Source organism: Novosphingobium jiangmenense (genome assembly GCF_015694345.1).
Classification (GTDB): Bacteria; Pseudomonadota; Alphaproteobacteria; order Sphingomonadales; family Sphingomonadaceae; genus Novosphingobium; species Novosphingobium jiangmenense.
In genome coordinates this window covers 83,373-97,410 of record NZ_JADQDC010000010.1, presented here as the reverse complement: position 1 = coordinate 97,410, position 14,038 = coordinate 83,373, and the positions used below count along the sequence as shown (strand labels likewise).

General features: G+C 62.5%; 13 protein-coding genes. 5 read left to right on the top strand and 8 right to left on the bottom strand.

All coding sequences use genetic code 11. The features are described from left to right. Window positions 1-21: 21 nt before the first annotated feature. Window positions 22-1,164, bottom strand: a complete 1,143-nt coding sequence (locus tag I2488_RS14535) for an asparagine synthase-related protein (protein ID WP_196276539.1) — start codon at window positions 1,162-1,164, stop codon at window positions 22-24. A gap of 60 nt (window positions 1,165-1,224) precedes the next feature. Between I2488_RS14535 and I2488_RS14530 the strand changes: the two genes are divergently transcribed. After that, complete coding sequence (locus tag I2488_RS14530) at window positions 1,225-1,596, top strand: hypothetical protein (protein WP_196276538.1); 372 nt, start codon at window positions 1,225-1,227, stop codon at window positions 1,594-1,596. 143 nt (window positions 1,597-1,739) lie between these two features. On the opposite strand, the gene I2488_RS14525 is transcribed toward I2488_RS14530, so the two are convergent. From I2488_RS14525 to I2488_RS14500, 6 genes are all read right to left on the bottom strand, one after another. Further along, complete coding sequence (locus tag I2488_RS14525; RefSeq protein ID WP_196276537.1) at window positions 1,740-2,417, bottom strand: lasso peptide biosynthesis B2 protein; 678 nt, start codon at window positions 2,415-2,417, stop codon at window positions 1,740-1,742. Window positions 2,418-2,483: 66 nt separating this feature from the next. Next, window positions 2,484-2,615 carry a benenodin family lasso peptide gene (locus I2488_RS14520; protein ID WP_118074434.1) on the bottom strand — a complete coding sequence of 44 codons (132 nt, stop codon included), beginning with the start codon at window positions 2,613-2,615 and terminating at the stop codon, window positions 2,484-2,486. A gap of 85 nt (window positions 2,616-2,700) precedes the next feature. Then, window positions 2,701-3,336 carry a GntR family transcriptional regulator gene (locus tag I2488_RS14515; RefSeq protein WP_196276536.1) on the bottom strand — a complete coding sequence of 212 codons (636 nt, stop codon included), beginning with the start codon at window positions 3,334-3,336 and terminating at the stop codon, window positions 2,701-2,703. Continuing rightward, window positions 3,333-4,196 carry a phytanoyl-CoA dioxygenase family protein gene (locus tag I2488_RS14510; RefSeq protein ID WP_196276585.1) on the bottom strand — a complete coding sequence of 288 codons (864 nt, stop codon included), beginning with the start codon at window positions 4,194-4,196 and terminating at the stop codon, window positions 3,333-3,335. Before I2488_RS14510 ends, I2488_RS14515 begins: the two co-directional genes overlap by 4 nt. Then, complete coding sequence (locus tag I2488_RS14505) at window positions 4,196-4,783, bottom strand: acyl-homoserine-lactone synthase (RefSeq protein ID WP_343071081.1); 588 nt, start codon at window positions 4,781-4,783, stop codon at window positions 4,196-4,198. The genes I2488_RS14510 and I2488_RS14505 overlap by 1 nt, the downstream gene beginning before the upstream one ends. 113 nt (window positions 4,784-4,896) lie before the next feature. Further along, entirely contained in the window at window positions 4,897-5,631 is a 735-nt protein-coding gene (locus I2488_RS14500; protein ID WP_196276534.1) for a LuxR family transcriptional regulator, read from the bottom strand. Window positions 5,632-6,062: 431 nt separating this feature from the next. Here I2488_RS14500 and I2488_RS14495 point away from each other — a divergent pair, with 431 nt between their 5' ends. Both I2488_RS14495 and I2488_RS14490 read left to right on the top strand, forming a co-directional pair. Continuing rightward, window positions 6,063-6,938, top strand: a complete 876-nt coding sequence (locus tag I2488_RS14495; RefSeq protein ID WP_196276533.1) for a hypothetical protein — start codon at window positions 6,063-6,065, stop codon at window positions 6,936-6,938. A gap of 64 nt (window positions 6,939-7,002) precedes the next feature. Continuing rightward, the gene (locus I2488_RS14490; protein ID WP_196276532.1) at window positions 7,003-7,914 is read left to right on the top strand and encodes a HEPN domain-containing protein; all 912 of its coding nucleotides are present in this window, start codon (window positions 7,003-7,005) and stop codon (window positions 7,912-7,914) included. Window positions 7,915-8,009: 95 nt separating this feature from the next. On the opposite strand, the gene I2488_RS14485 is transcribed toward I2488_RS14490, so the two are convergent. Next, the gene (locus I2488_RS14485) at window positions 8,010-8,666 is read right to left on the bottom strand and encodes a lytic transglycosylase domain-containing protein (RefSeq protein WP_196276531.1); all 657 of its coding nucleotides are present in this window, start codon (window positions 8,664-8,666) and stop codon (window positions 8,010-8,012) included. A 308-nt stretch (window positions 8,667-8,974) separates the two neighbouring features. Between I2488_RS14485 and I2488_RS14480 the strand changes: the two genes are divergently transcribed. After that, the gene (locus I2488_RS14480; RefSeq protein WP_425492413.1) at window positions 8,975-9,688 is read left to right on the top strand and encodes a DUF7146 domain-containing protein; all 714 of its coding nucleotides are present in this window, start codon (window positions 8,975-8,977) and stop codon (window positions 9,686-9,688) included. 75 nt (window positions 9,689-9,763) lie between these two features. Then, the gene (locus I2488_RS14475) at window positions 9,764-13,999 is read left to right on the top strand and encodes a strawberry notch-like NTP hydrolase domain-containing protein (RefSeq protein ID WP_196276529.1); all 4,236 of its coding nucleotides are present in this window, start codon (window positions 9,764-9,766) and stop codon (window positions 13,997-13,999) included. Window positions 14,000-14,038 lie beyond the last annotated feature (39 nt).

The window sequence follows — 14,038 nt, the reverse complement described above, 5'->3', positions numbered from 1 at the left end:
TCGATTGCGCCGGTCAGCAACTCAAGGATCGCCAAGCCAGGCGCGAAGCCAGTTCTCGGTGTCGATCACCGGCAGGAGAAGATGTGCCCGGGGATCGGCGCGCCTTACCCTTTCCCGCAACGCGTTCTCCACTCTGGCCAGATCGAGCAGGCCCTGGTGCGCGAGATGGCCATCGAGCAGGAACGGCCTAAGCCCGTCCGCCTGCTGCTCTATCGCAGCCAGGGCATAGCCATCGAGTGCCCCTTTGCTGCGTCGATCGCGGATCAGGTCTGGCAGGCGGTTAGCAAATGCGGCTCGGGCCACGGCCCGATCCTGCCCGCCCTCGACCCAGAGCCAGCTTGGTATGCGCAAGGCGGTCTCGACGACGGGCTGGCTGAGCAGCGGAAACCGCGTCGGGGCAATGGCGTGGCGAGGATAACCATCGATGTGGGCGAGGCTGGCGAGAATGGCATGAACGTGGTCCCGCTTTCCGGGCAACATGCTGCTGGTTTCCGCGAGCCAGGGGTGCAGCGGTGCATCGGGCAAGGGCACGGTATCGGCGAGATATCCGCGTGTGCGCGGCCAACTGCCCGGATCGCTCGCGCCTCGTGCCAGCTGCCAGGCCCTGCCAGCGACTGACCAGACACTCGCGTTGTGATAGCGGGCAATTGCCTCGATCGTGCGCCAGGTGGACCTGGCGGCCCAACCCGACCGGATCGCGGCATCCGCTGCGGCCCCGGCAGCGTTGGGCGTTGCAAAAACGCAATCACCACCCGCACCGCTGAAGAATGCCGTGATCGCTTGCGCTGCGCCTTCCTCTGACAGCACTGAATCGGCCGCGCCGAGGATCACCGGCAGGCCCGGACGGGCTTCGCGGGTGCGGGCCCGTCCAACCAGGTTGGATATCCCGACTTCGCGGAATTTGAGCGCGATGCCTGCAGCATCAGCGGCAACCTGTGCATAGACGCGCTCATCGCTCTCTGCCGAGCCCGTTGAAAGGCTGACCGCTTGTGCCTGGGCCTCACACCTTGCCAGGGCCGCTGCGATGATCGAGGAATCGAGTCCGCCCGACAATTCGAGGAGGACCTTGCCATCACCCGCCAGGCAACGGACAGCCTCGTCTATGCTCTCGGCAAGGCGCCTGCTGGCGTCAGCGAAGTCTGCGATCTCGATATCAGTCCGCACGAACGTTCCCGGGGACCAGGCCATCGTTCGCCGCGCCGGTTCCACGGAAAGATCGAGCCATTGCCCGCCCAGAAGTTCTTCGATGCCGACAAGGCCGGTCTGCGCAGTCTTGAGATGCAGGAAAGCAAGATGGTTCGCGACGAAAGACCAGTCGATCTGCGGCCTTACACCGCGCGCAGCCGCAAGCTCTGGAACATGCGAGGAGATCCACAGTCTGCCGGCCGTAGCAGTCGTGTAGACAGGGAGATGGCCAAGCGGCGCTCGCAGCAACCACGACGGATGCCCGCTCTTGGACATGTGCAGAGCAAGGTAGTTGCCCCAGCAATGCGCCACGAGCAGGTCGGGATGAAGATCGGCGCGCTGCAAGACCGCAAGATCGCCGAAGATCTGTCCGATGATCACAGTCCTGCCGATCTGCCGACATGCGGTTGATGGCGAGACATCGATGGTCAGCCCTTCGAACCTTCGTGCGCGCCATGGACCGGGCAGCCGGTGAACGAGATTTTCGGCCGATCGCGAATCCGATCGCAGATCCGGCTGCCCATCGAGGGCGCATGCGACGAGATAGCCTTCGGTCACAGTGCCAGTACCACTTCGAAGCGGCGCACCTTGTCCAGCGGATCGGTCAGGACGAGACTGCCCGATTGCACCCAGCAATGGGCTTCGAAGGGATGAAGTTTCACCCCGAATACCAGATCGACCGCAAAACCTTCGCGCCGTGCCACGCGCGCATAGGCCAGCGCGTCGGGAAGGCATCTTGGCCGAACCGGCACCCAGCGTCGCGCCCGGTCGAACGCTCGGGCGTGAGTCACAAGGTCACGTGTCGTACGCCCCCGATACGCAGCAGGCAGGTCGATCAGGACCTCGTGGAGCGGTGCCGAGCGCAAATCCATTCTGGCGCGGATGCAGTTCCAGGTGCTCGCTACCAAATGCAGCGGCCGCAACCGACCGGCTTCGGGACCTTCCACTGCGCTGGCAGTCGGCGTCCGGATATCTGTTGCCGTGAGCCAGGGTCCTGCGTCCCGTTCTCCCTTCGTCAGCAGGCCGTGTCTTTCGAGTATGCGGCAGTCGTCCTGAGACAATGCACAGGGCTTGCCGTGGCGCAGGTCCAGCAGCGCTGATGCGCAAGACCCGCTCCACATCGTGTAGCGATCATGCCGGACATCGAGAACGACCGCCCTGTCGCCGATCTGCGCAACACCGACCCCGGCTGCGAGCTTCTCGGAGGTAAGATCGGCACCAGGCGCTGTCATGTCCGCCTCGCACAAGCACAAGGCAGGTGCGCGGGGCCAGCAAGACCTTGCGCACCTGCCAGTGGATCAGTCGCGATCAAGGCCCGGCAGCTGCGCGAGCACACCGAACTCGATCCGGTCTCCCGGAGGTCCGAGCGTTTCGATGCTGGCGGTGCCCAGGTCTTCGACGTCCTCGACGAGATCGAACGTGCGTTCCATCGGTCTTCTCCTTTTCACCTCGCCGCGTGATTGCGGCAGGATCAGACTATGGACGGTGCCGGATGATCTGAAATTTATACGAATTCTATATGCCGATTGTTGGCGCGGACGGACTCGCCGGGCGATGCAGAGCGTGCAGGATCTCGGCAGAGCTGCGAATGCGCCGGCGGTGGTAGGCGCCAAGCAACCGTCGCAGATGATCCTTGTCACCACTGTCCAGCGCGCATTCGATGTCGCGCACTTCTGCGATGGAGCCTTCCAGCACCGCCGGTTCAACCATGCGAACGGCATGGAGGCGTGCATTGAGGAGGGCCATGACCCGACCATGCTCGGTATTGACCGAAGCGCGTGCCACTCCCTCGAATGCATCGGCGACGCGTTCGGCATAAGCCGTCCGACGTTCGGCAATCCGGTCCCAGTCCACGATCGTCCATGGCCGCCAGAGGCGGAGCGCAAGGCTCAGCACTTCGTTACTGAAAACGTACATGTCCTTGAGCCTTGGCTCATCAAGCGTCGGGAGAAAGAAGCCGCCCGCACGATGGGTCACGACAAGCTGCTCTCCGCACAGCACATGCAGGGCCTCGCGCACAGGCGTGACGCTTGCACAGAGCTGTTGGCCGATGACTGCGGGATCGAGCCTGTCACCCGGCATGAATGCGCGGGACAGGATCATGGTGCGCAAGGCGTCATAAATGCGTTCTGCTATGGGCCCGGCGCTCATCCGTGCCTCCCATGAGCAAAGGCACTGGCCTGCTGCACCTGGTCGGGACGCAAGGCATCGATCGCGCCTAGCGGCTCTCCCTTGTAGTCCCCGAGCAGGATCGAAGGACATTGCCCTTCGAAGTTCCCGAGGTTCGGCCGGTGCTGCACGTAACCTGCAAGTGCCGCGAGCTCGGGCGGAAAGGCTCTGGCAATGTCCGGGGGGTAGGCGAGCCACGGGTTCTCGTAGGGCTTTAGCCAGCCCAGCGAATAGCCGATCACGATGCCGCGCCGCTCTTGCGCACTCGCGTTGGCGCCCGCGCCATGAAGCGTCGAGCCGAGGAAAAGCAGGGCTGATCCCGGGACAAGCTCGGGCGCAATGAAATCGTCCTGGGCCACGGCCGTCAGGGCGTTGCTGCCATGGCTCTGCGGCCAGATCCGCGTGCCTCCGTTCTCTTCCGAAAAGGGAGTGAGCGGCCACATGACATTGACGAGGTATTCGCGTTTGCCGAAATCGGCCTGCCACATGTCCTGGTCGCGATGGGGCAACTGCGCGGGGGCGCCGGGATGGACCGCGATGGCCTGGGTCGTGTTGAGCTGGATGCGGTCGCACCAGGGCCCGAGAATCCGGCTCACGACATCCTGAATGACCGGATGCAGGACCAGGCACTGCGTGGCAGCGGACCGTCGAAGAAGCCTGCCGAACCGCTTGGTCCGCTCGCCGTAGAACATCCCAGTTCCGTATGGCGTCAATGCGAAGTCGTCCTGGAGATCCTCATGGAGTTGCTCGATCACGGAAACGGGCAGGGCTTCATGCAGGATCGCGTAGCCATCAGTCTGCAACTGACGGACGGCCATACCGATCTGGTTTTCCGGTTCCATCAGTGCCATTCCTTGTGCCCGGCGGGCAGGGAGCCGGGTATGGCCTTGGCAAGATTGTCAGCGTGGCCGCAATGGATCCCGGCCGCTTCGAGCAGCTGCGGTGTGTCGGCAGTGATGCCAATTTCAAGGCCGACCAGCTCCTGCCCTCCTGTCCGGATGGGCGCGCCCAGGGCCCGGCAGCTCCAGCCGAACCGTTCGATCTGCCTGAACCAGCCAAGGCCTGCGACTGCGCAGTACCGCGAAATCCCGGCCTCGATTGCGTAGGTGGCAAGCGCGTGGACAAGGGCATTGCGGACGTCGCGCCGCTCGCGGGCATTCAGCGACCGGTCGAGGCAGAAACGGGTGATTTCGAAGGTGTCCGGTGCGCAAGGTACGGGCCCGGCGCAGAGCATCGGGAAAAGGCCTGACAGGATTCCTTGCCTTGTTGTCGGCAGGAGCCTGGTAGACGCGAGATGATCATCGTTGTCACTGAGGATCAGGTAGCGTGCGTGCTCATCGTCGAACTGGTCCATTTCGTATTGCCCGGCAAGGACTGGAAGGTCCCACCCAAGCAGATCGATGAAGACCGCCTTTCGTGCAGCAAACATGGCGCGCAGCAGGGCAGCGCCCGGCTCCGTGCCGGGCGTGGTGACTTTCAACATGACGGATTGCTCCTCAACCGAACTGGTCGGTGAAGGATCAGACAGCGGTGACCTCCTCGCTACCCCCAGAAATGGGGGTATCTCCAGGGCCGGACATCCCCGAACGTGAGCGTTCCGTCATACAGGGTCAGGGTGATCAGCAATTGTCTCTTGTAGATCCCGTAGCGCTGACAGGCCGTGCGAACATGCTCGGTCACCGTCTCGCGCGATATGCCCAGGATTGTCGAGATTTCCGGATCGGTCTTGCCCTGCGCCATGAGCAGCACGCAGTCCCGCTGGCGATCGGTCAGAACCGGTTTGCGCAAACCCAGGCTATGACCTCTCTTCAGCCAGAGACGCCGCGCGGTTTCGAAGGCGAATGTCCCAGCGCAATGGGCGATGAGCGGAATTGGCTCACCATCTCGCGGATTGCGGCAGGCAAAGGAGCAGGATCCGCGCGCTTCGCCCGGCACGTGCGCTGGTACAGTAAAGCCACTACGCAAGCCCTGTTCTTCACCAAGAGCAAGCATTCTATGGTCTTGGGGCGTGAGCGGAATGAGGCGACCGATGTCAGACCAGGAGAAGCCCTTGGCCGTGACGTGGCTGGCCCGATGTACCGGATCTACCATGCCCAGCGCATGGGAGTCGTAACTTTCTGCCCAGCTTTGCGGGTAATTGTGCAGCCTGATCGCTCCATCATCCTTGCTCGCAAGCTGACAATGGTGGGTGAGAGCATAGTAGTCGAAGCCAAGCCTGTTGGTTACTTCGCCGAGCAGTTCGTCGAGTTCTATAATCGAACCCACCCGGTCAGACATGTCTTCCAGAAGTTCCCCAAGCGCCCGAGTCGCCATGAGGTGCCATTGCGCCCACCGGCAGTTTTACTTGCCGGACTCCAGCAGGGCGCCCTTTCTCCTGCCTGTGGACCGCGATCCAACTTCTCAGGATCGGAGGCGATCCGGTTGCAACTGTCACATCTCTATCACGGTTCAATCACGCTTCAATACCGTGAACCGCCAAATTCGATCAAAATGTCAGAAGGTTATTTGCCTTGCAGCAAGGTGCGCTGCTTTGATTGCAGACAATACACAGGCTCGGCTAGCAGCGAGACCCGCACATGAGCGCTCGTCCGGTATGCGCTCGATCTCGCCGGCTTCACGGGTTTCGAAAGCCAGTTCGGCAAAGTGCCGCAGCTTCACGACGCTACGCCCAGGCGGAATTGGGCGATCACACATGCCGCTGGACCAGCATGGCAACAGCGCTCGCGGCATTTGCCGAGTTCGATGGACGCGTCCAATCGGAGCGCCACATCCTTCCCTTGCACTGGTATGTGGCGTGCCGGCTTGTCGTGGAAGGTGGGTTCGATCCGGACGATATCATTCCGCGGCCACCGTTTCGCGTGGAGCGTCGTAGACGCAAGCCTCCACTGCTGCACTTCGATCCGGCCCTGGGCGGATGCGGGGAAGGGACCGTTCTCGGAGGGATCAGAGCCAAGCATGTCGACGTTCTGGTTTCGCTTGCCCGGATCGGGCCTGTGCTCTCGGTTTCCTGCAAGGGCGTCACCGGAGCTTTTCGCAATCTCGGCAATCGCCTCGAGGAAATCGTCGGCGAATGCAGTAACCTCCACATGATGCATCCGGCACTGGTTATCGGGCATCTGGTCCTGTTGCGCGGCAACCGAGTTACGAATGAGAACTCGGCAGCACAAAACCGTCCTGCCCTTGATTGGCGGCGAGGTGGCGGCAATGCCGCATTGGCGCAGGATGGGGTGCCGGTGTCGCCAGTGCGGCGGTTTCACGACGCCCTGCAGGTTTTGGGGCGCCGCCGTGAACTCATGGACCAGGCCGGACAATGCGAGGCTGCGGCGCTTGCCATGGTTGCCATGGAGGAGGAATGCCGGACAAGGTTGGTACCAGGCTTTCCGAGTGAGGAAAGCGGGTTGCACTTCGACTCGTTTTTTGCCGCGCTATATGCCCGGTATGACGAGAGGTTTGTTACCCGTTGCTCGATGCTGGATCGGATAAGCCGGCGTCATTGCTGGGATCGATCATCTCCGGGGCTCCGTCTGTTCGGCTTGGATTACCAGCCGAGAGTGGCGCTGCTACCGACGAGTGACTTACCTTAGCCTTCCTGCTGCCTTGTTCATTTTGCCCTTGGCACGAGAAGCAAAACCGTCGAATCTGCGTTCCATGAACTCCGGCCTTGATCACCTGCCCGAAGGCAAGCGGCGTGAACTTGCACATGTGGTCGAGACCGTGCGCACCGGCTTTGCCGAGGCAATTTCCACACGTACCCAGCCACGCTTCCGCGCAGGCAAGTTGCTCAAGATCGTTCTGTTCGGGTCCTATGCCCGGGGTGATTGGGTCGAGGATCCGGTGGGACGCTATTTCTCCGACTACGATCTTCTCGTCGTGGTGAACCACGACGATCTCACGGACATTGCCGAATTCTGGGAGGCGACGGAGAACAGGCTGCTGGCGGATCTGTCAGCAGGGCATGCGCTGCGTACGCCGGTTAGCCTGATCTACCACAGCCTGGAAGACGTGAACGACAAACTGCGGCTTGGCCGCTACTTCTTCATGGACATCCTCAAGGATGGTATTGTCTTGTTCGAGGAGCCAGACTTTCAATTTGTCGCGCCAATGCCGTTGTCGCCTGAGCAAGCTCTCAAGGAGACACGAGACTACTTTGATGACTGGTTCAGCAGCGCGTCGAACTTCAAAGATCTAGCCGCAAATGCTCAGGCCAGTGGCATGCCGAAGGAAGCTGCGTTCCTTTTCCATCAGGCGGTAGAGAGATTTTACCATTGCCTTTTCCTCACCCGGACGCTCTGGAGTCCGAAATCCCACAATCTTAACCGTTTGCGCGACATGGCCGAAGAGCTTGAGCCCGCGCTGAAGGACGTCTGGCCGCGTACCGGGCGCTTCGAAAAGCGCTGCTATGCCCTGCTGCGCGATGCCTACGTCAAGGCGCGCTATTCGCCTTCGTACAAGATCTCCACCGACGAACTCACATGGATCGCCGAGCGTGTGAAGGTGCTGCAGATTTTGGTGAAGAGCGCCTGCGAAGCGCGCATCGAGGACCTCGCCAAAGCGGCCTGACGCCAGTTGATCGTTCCGCCGAAAGAGCACCAGCGCTGCGTATCTCAACCTAGGCGTCCGCTTCCAGTTCCGTTGCCTACCAGGTTACGTGCAGACTAGAATTTCCAACTTTGCAGCACATTGTGAACATATTCCGGCGTCTCGCCATTGCGGGGAATGCCTCCAGCACGTTCAACGGCGCCGGGACCTGCGTTGTAGGCAGCTACCGCGAGGTGGACCACGCCAAACCTGTCGAGCATCTGCCGCAGGTATCGCGCTGCCCCGAAGATGTTGGCCTTTGGATCGAAGCGATTGAAGACCCCAAGCTCCTTTGCCGTAGTGGGCATCAGCTGCCCAAGGCCCGCGGCACCCGCCGGACTGACAGCCAATGGGTTGTAACGTGATTCTGTCCATACGAGCGCATCGAGCAGGCCCGCGGGCAATGAGTACTGCGCCTCCGCGGCATAGATGTGGGGCAGGTAACTTGCTCGCCTGAAGCCGGATGGGGCGGGCTTGGCATTGGGTTCGTAACAGTATGGCAGGTTGATCCGGCCATCGTCCGCCACTGACAGGCGCGGTGCTGGGGCGGTCTGCGAGGAACGCCAGAGCCCATGCTCGACCAGTTGAAAGCCGTTTGATGCTTCCGCAATCCGAATGCCTTCGGAGTGGCTGGTCGCAGCGCCGTTCGTAGCTAACGCTGTTATGTCCTGAGCACTGGCCGGGATACCAGAAGTGATCGCGATGCCCGCGATCAAGAGAGTTCTGATTGTCATTTCTCGATCCTTGTCTAGCCGAATCGCGTGAGAACATATAAAGAACAAGCGATGTAGGAAAATTGGATTGGCGCGAGTGCAGAGCGGAGACTGCGCGGGGAGGGCACCTCAACCGGAGAAGGTCGATGCCCCCGTTAGACAAAGTTCATCAACTCGAACGCCGCGCCCGCACGATCGTCGAAAGCCTTCAGGGTACATGGACTCGGGGCAAAGGCATGTGCTGCTGCCCCGCGCATGACGACCGAACTCCCTCACTGAGCGTGACATTGGGACGAAAGGCGATCCTGTTTCATTGCTTCGCGGGATGCTTGAACGAGGAAGTCATAGCGGCACTTGACCGCCGAGGTGTTCGCAGCCGTGATCTGTTTGATGGCTCTGGTGCCGTGGCCGCTGATCGACAGGAAAAAAGAGCCTTCAATCCCAATGCGCGGCGTTTGTGGCACTCGGCGACGGCGATCTTCGGCAGCCCTGCCGAAGGATACCTTGCGCAGCGCGGGATTTCGCGTGCCTCAGATCAGCTTCGCTATCTCGAGCGAACGCCCCTCGGGCCGCGCGGGGCTGTCCAATTCCTGCCGGCCATGTTGGCGGCGGTCACGACTGACATTGGGATAATCGCGATCCACAGGACATTTCTCGACGCGCCGAACGCAAAGCTCGCCGGTTTCGATCGGCCCAAGCGTGCGCTGGGAAGCCTTGCCTGTGGTGCTGTCAGACTGGCCCTGCCAGCAGCAGGCCGGTTGGGCCTTGCCGAAGGTATCGAAAGCGCCCTGTCAGCCACGCAAATGTTTGGCGTCCCTTGTTGGGCAACGCTTGGTAACGAGCGGTTCGGCCTCGTCGCGATTCCAGAGAGTGTGCGCGAGCTCCACTTGTTCATCGACAATGATGCAGGTGGCGAGCTCGCTGAGAGCCGCGCTCTCAAGGCATATTCTGCGCCGGGCCGTGTGATCCGCTCGCGAGCGCCAGCATCGACCGGTTTCGACTGGAACGATGAACTCAAGGCGAGGCTTGCTCGGAAAACCTGATCAGCGAGCCAAAGGGGAGGGGGCCTTCGGCTGATTGAGGCCTGCGAGACGCAGGACCTCGTCAGGAGGTTTCCCATGTCCAACTCTTCCCTCGCCTTCGCGTTCGATCCACCATCTCCGCCGCTCGTCGTGACGGCAGCCAAAGCAATGGCGTTGCAATTGGCAGCAGGCAGCGCGCTTTCGCGCAGCGACATCAACCGCATCATGACGGACCACTTCGGCGGAAGCGATGCTGTTGGGGCTTGGTCAGTTCGTGATGCTCACGCTGCGCTCGAGTTGGCGCAGATTCAACACCTGCAAGCATCAGATCAAATCCAGCTCACGAGCCCGATCGACGAGGCGGAACAGTTCTTCTGCGGTCTCGATGCCCGAGTTCCGACCCAGACCAATCGCAGCGACGAGCAGATCGAATGGCAGCAGTTTGCAACGCCGCCGCGGCTTGCCTGGCTCGCCGCACGGGCTTGCTCGCTGGGTACCGACGAGCTCGTGCTCGAACCCTCGGCCGGAACGGGGATGCTTGCGGTCTGGGCCGCCAAAGCCGGCACCCACCTAGTCCTGAACGAAATTTCACCGCTGCGCCGCGACTGCCTGACTGTGGCGTTCCCGGCTGCCCGCGTGACCGGACATGATGCCGAGCTGATCGACGAATTGCTCGATCCGGCCATCGTCCCAAGCGCCGTGCTCATGAACCCTCCCTATTCTCACGGCATCGGGCGGGGCCACGATGGCCGCACCGGGGCGAGGCATCTACGATCGGCCTGGAGCCGCCTTGCTCCCGGCGGAAGGCTTGTCGCGATCATGCCTGAATGGTTCGACTGCGCGCAGTTTCTGGCCAAGACAAAAGGGCCAGTGTCGTTGCGGCTCAATGCCGCGGTCGAACGTGCGTTCGTCAAGCATGGCACCGGGATCACCACGCGGCTGCTGGTTCTCGACAAGGCGGAAAGCGCCAACGAGCCCGTCGCTATCCGCACGAACGAATTTCGCCAGCTGGCCGATCTTGTCGACGCCTTGTCGGCACGCGCCGGCCTGGAGGCTGATCCCGAGCAATCGCGCCTCCCGCTTCGTGCGCCGTTCCGCCTGGTGGCCGCGCCGCGCAGGCCGCTGCTGACACCAGCCAGGATCACGCCCCCAACCTCCGCCATCGCGTCACTCACCTATCAGGCGCTTGAAACCCCTGCGCCACTTGCTCCTCAGGTCGGCCATTATCTGCCCTACCGCCCGAGCAGGATCGTTATCGATGGCGCGGCCGGGCATCCGACGCCGCTCGTCGAATCCGTCGCCATGGGGTCGATCTCGGCACCCAAGCCCGACACAGTGCCGCAGCTGCCTGACGGGCTTATCGCCAAGGGACTGCTGTCGGCCGCCCAGGCAGAGACCCTGATCTACGCCGCCAGCGCTCACGCCCGCGATCTTCCCGGCCGGTTTGAACCCGAGGACAAGGGCTGTTCGCTCACGGCATCGGCGGAAGGTCAGGTGTACCGGCAGGGCTATTTCCTCGGGGACGGCACCGGCGCTGGTAAAGGACGCCAAGTTGCGAGTGTCATTCTCGATCGCTGGGTGCGCGGCGAACGCCGCCATATCTGGATTTCAAAGAACGAGGCTCTGCTGGAAGATGCCCGGCGCGACTGGGCCGCCCTTGGTGGTCTCCCGATCGACATCCAGCCGCTGGCGTCCTGGAAGCTGGGCTCCCCCATCGCGATGCGCGACGGCATTCTCTTCGTCACCTATCCGACCCTGCGTTCAGGCCGGAGCGACGCAACGCGGTTGGATCAGATCCTCGCCTGGGCCGGTGACAATTTCGACGGCGTGATCGTGTTCGACGAAGCGCACGCCATGGCCAACGCCGCCGGCGGCGAAGGATCACGGGGCAAGGTCAAAGGATCGGAGCAGGGTATTGCCGGGGTGCGCCTGCAGAACCTCCTGCCCCGGGCAAGGGTGCTCTACGCCTCGGCCACCGGCGCGTCCGACGTGAACAACCTGGCTTATGCCACGCGCCTCGGGCTCTGGGGGCCGGAGACCGCCTTTGCCAATCGCGAGGCCTTCGTTGCCGAAATTCGCGACGGCGGCATCGCAGCTATGGAACTGGTCGCGCGGGATCTCAAATCGCTCGGCCTCTACACAGCCCGAGCCCTTTCGTTCGCCGGTGTCGAGTATGAGATCCTCGAGCATTGCCTGACCGAGGATCAGATCGCGGTCTACGATGCCTATGCCGAAGCCTGGGCGATCATCCACGCCAACCTGCGCGAAGCGCTAGAAGCCACGCGGATCGTCGACAGCGAGACCGGGGGAACGCTCAACTCCGGTGCCAAGTCCGCAGCGCTGTCGATCTTCGAGGGAACCAAGCAGCGCTTCTTCGCGCAGCTGCTTCTCTCGATGAAGCTGCCGAGCCTGCTGCCCGCGATCGATACGGCCATTGCCGAAGGGCAGGCCGTGGTCGTGCAACTGGTCTCGACGGCCGAGGCCATGCTCGACCGGCGGCTCGCCGAACTGTCGGACGAGGAGCGCGAAGCTCTCGAGATCGACCTCTCCCCGCGGGAATACGTGATCGACTATCTCGCCAAGAGCTTCCCCGTCCGCCTGATGGCGGTGTTCACCGACGAAAGCGGCAACCCTCGGTCCGAGCCGATGAGTGACGAGCACGGCGCACCCGTGCTTTGCCGCTCCGCGCTGGCCGCGCGCGACCGGATGATCGAGCAGCTCTGCGCCTTGCCGCCGATTGCCACTGCCCTCGATGCCATCATCGAACGCTTCGGGGTCGACCAGGTGGCGGAAGTCACTGGCCGGACGCGTCGGCTCATCGTCGGCCGCGATGGTCGCCAGAAACTCCAATCCCGCTCGCCACGCGCCAACGTCGCGGAAACGCAGGCCTTCATGGAAGGCGCCAAGCGCATCCTGGTGTTCTCCGATGCCGGAGGAACGGGGCGCAGCTACCATGCCGATCTGGCCGCGAAGAACCAGGCGCGCCGTGTCCACTTCCTGCTCGAACCGGGCTGGCGGGCTGATGCCGCAATCCAGGGGCTTGGCCGGACCAATCGCACTAACCAGGCATCGGCTCCGCTGTTCAGGCCCGTAACGACCGACGTGCGCGGCGAACGCCGCTTCATCTCTACGATCGCGCGGCGCCTCGACAGCCTGGGCGCTCTGACGCGCGGGCAGCGCCAGACTGGCGGGCAGAACCTCTTCGATCCGGCCGACAATCTTGAAAGCATCTACGCCAAGGAGGCGCTCCACCGCTGGTTCGGCCTGTTGTTCACCGGCAAGCTTGAAGCCGTCAGTCTCGGGCGCTTTCAGGAACTGACAGGTCTCCGGGGCGAAGCGCCCGATGGTTCAATGGTCGATGACCTGCCCCCGATCCAGCGGTGGCTCAATCGCATCCTGGCGCTACCTATAGCGCTGCAAAACGCGATCTTCGACGAGTTCATAGGGCTGGTCGAAGCGCGCATCGATGCCGCCAGGCAGGCCGGTACACTCGATCTGGGCCTTGAGACCGTCGCAGTCGAGGACTTCACGATCCTGTCCGACACGCTGCTGCGCACAGACCCGGCCTCAGGCGCAACCACCCACCTACTGGAACTGGAAATCGCCAGGGCCCTGAAGCCGCTCACACTGAAGCGGCTCGAGGAGCTTCACGGGCTTGCCGGGCAGCGGCCGGTTCGTAACGCCCGCTCTGCTCGGGTCGCCCTGCTGGTCCCCGCGCGCAGTATTCTCTCCGATGACGGTACGCGCGTGGCCCGCTTCGAATTGCTGCGTCCCCTCAAGCGCAGCCATATCACCGAAGATCAGCTGGCGGAGAGCAGCTGGGAGGATGTCTCCCTCGACGATTTTCGAAATTCCTGGGCGACCGAGGTCAAAGAAGCCCGTTCCAGCCACAAACGCGAGCGCCTCTATCTTGCGACTGGCCTCCTGCTTCCGGTCTGGGACAAGCTCCCTTCGGATTTCGTGAGGGTGAGCCGCATCTCGGCGGCGGATGGCCGTTCGCTCCTCGGCCGGGAGGTTCCCGTCCACTGCGTGCCCGAACTGTGCCGAGCGCTGGGTCTGGAACGCGAGCTGACGCTGTCCTCCGATGAAATCGTGCAGACCGTTCTAGCTACTGGCCGGGCTGTGGAATTTGCGGGACGCGAGCAGCTCATGGTCAAGCGCAGCCTGGTCAACGGCTCACAGCGAATTGAGCTCACCGGTTGGAGCGTAGCCCGCCTCGACTGGTACAAAGCCCAAGGCTGCTTCACCGAGATCATCCGCTATCAGACCCGGCTCTTCGTGCCGATCGAGGGCGCGGCGGGCGTGATTGCTAGATTGGCATCATCGGCATAGTTACTTGCCAAATGGCATTATCTTGAATATGTGCTGCCA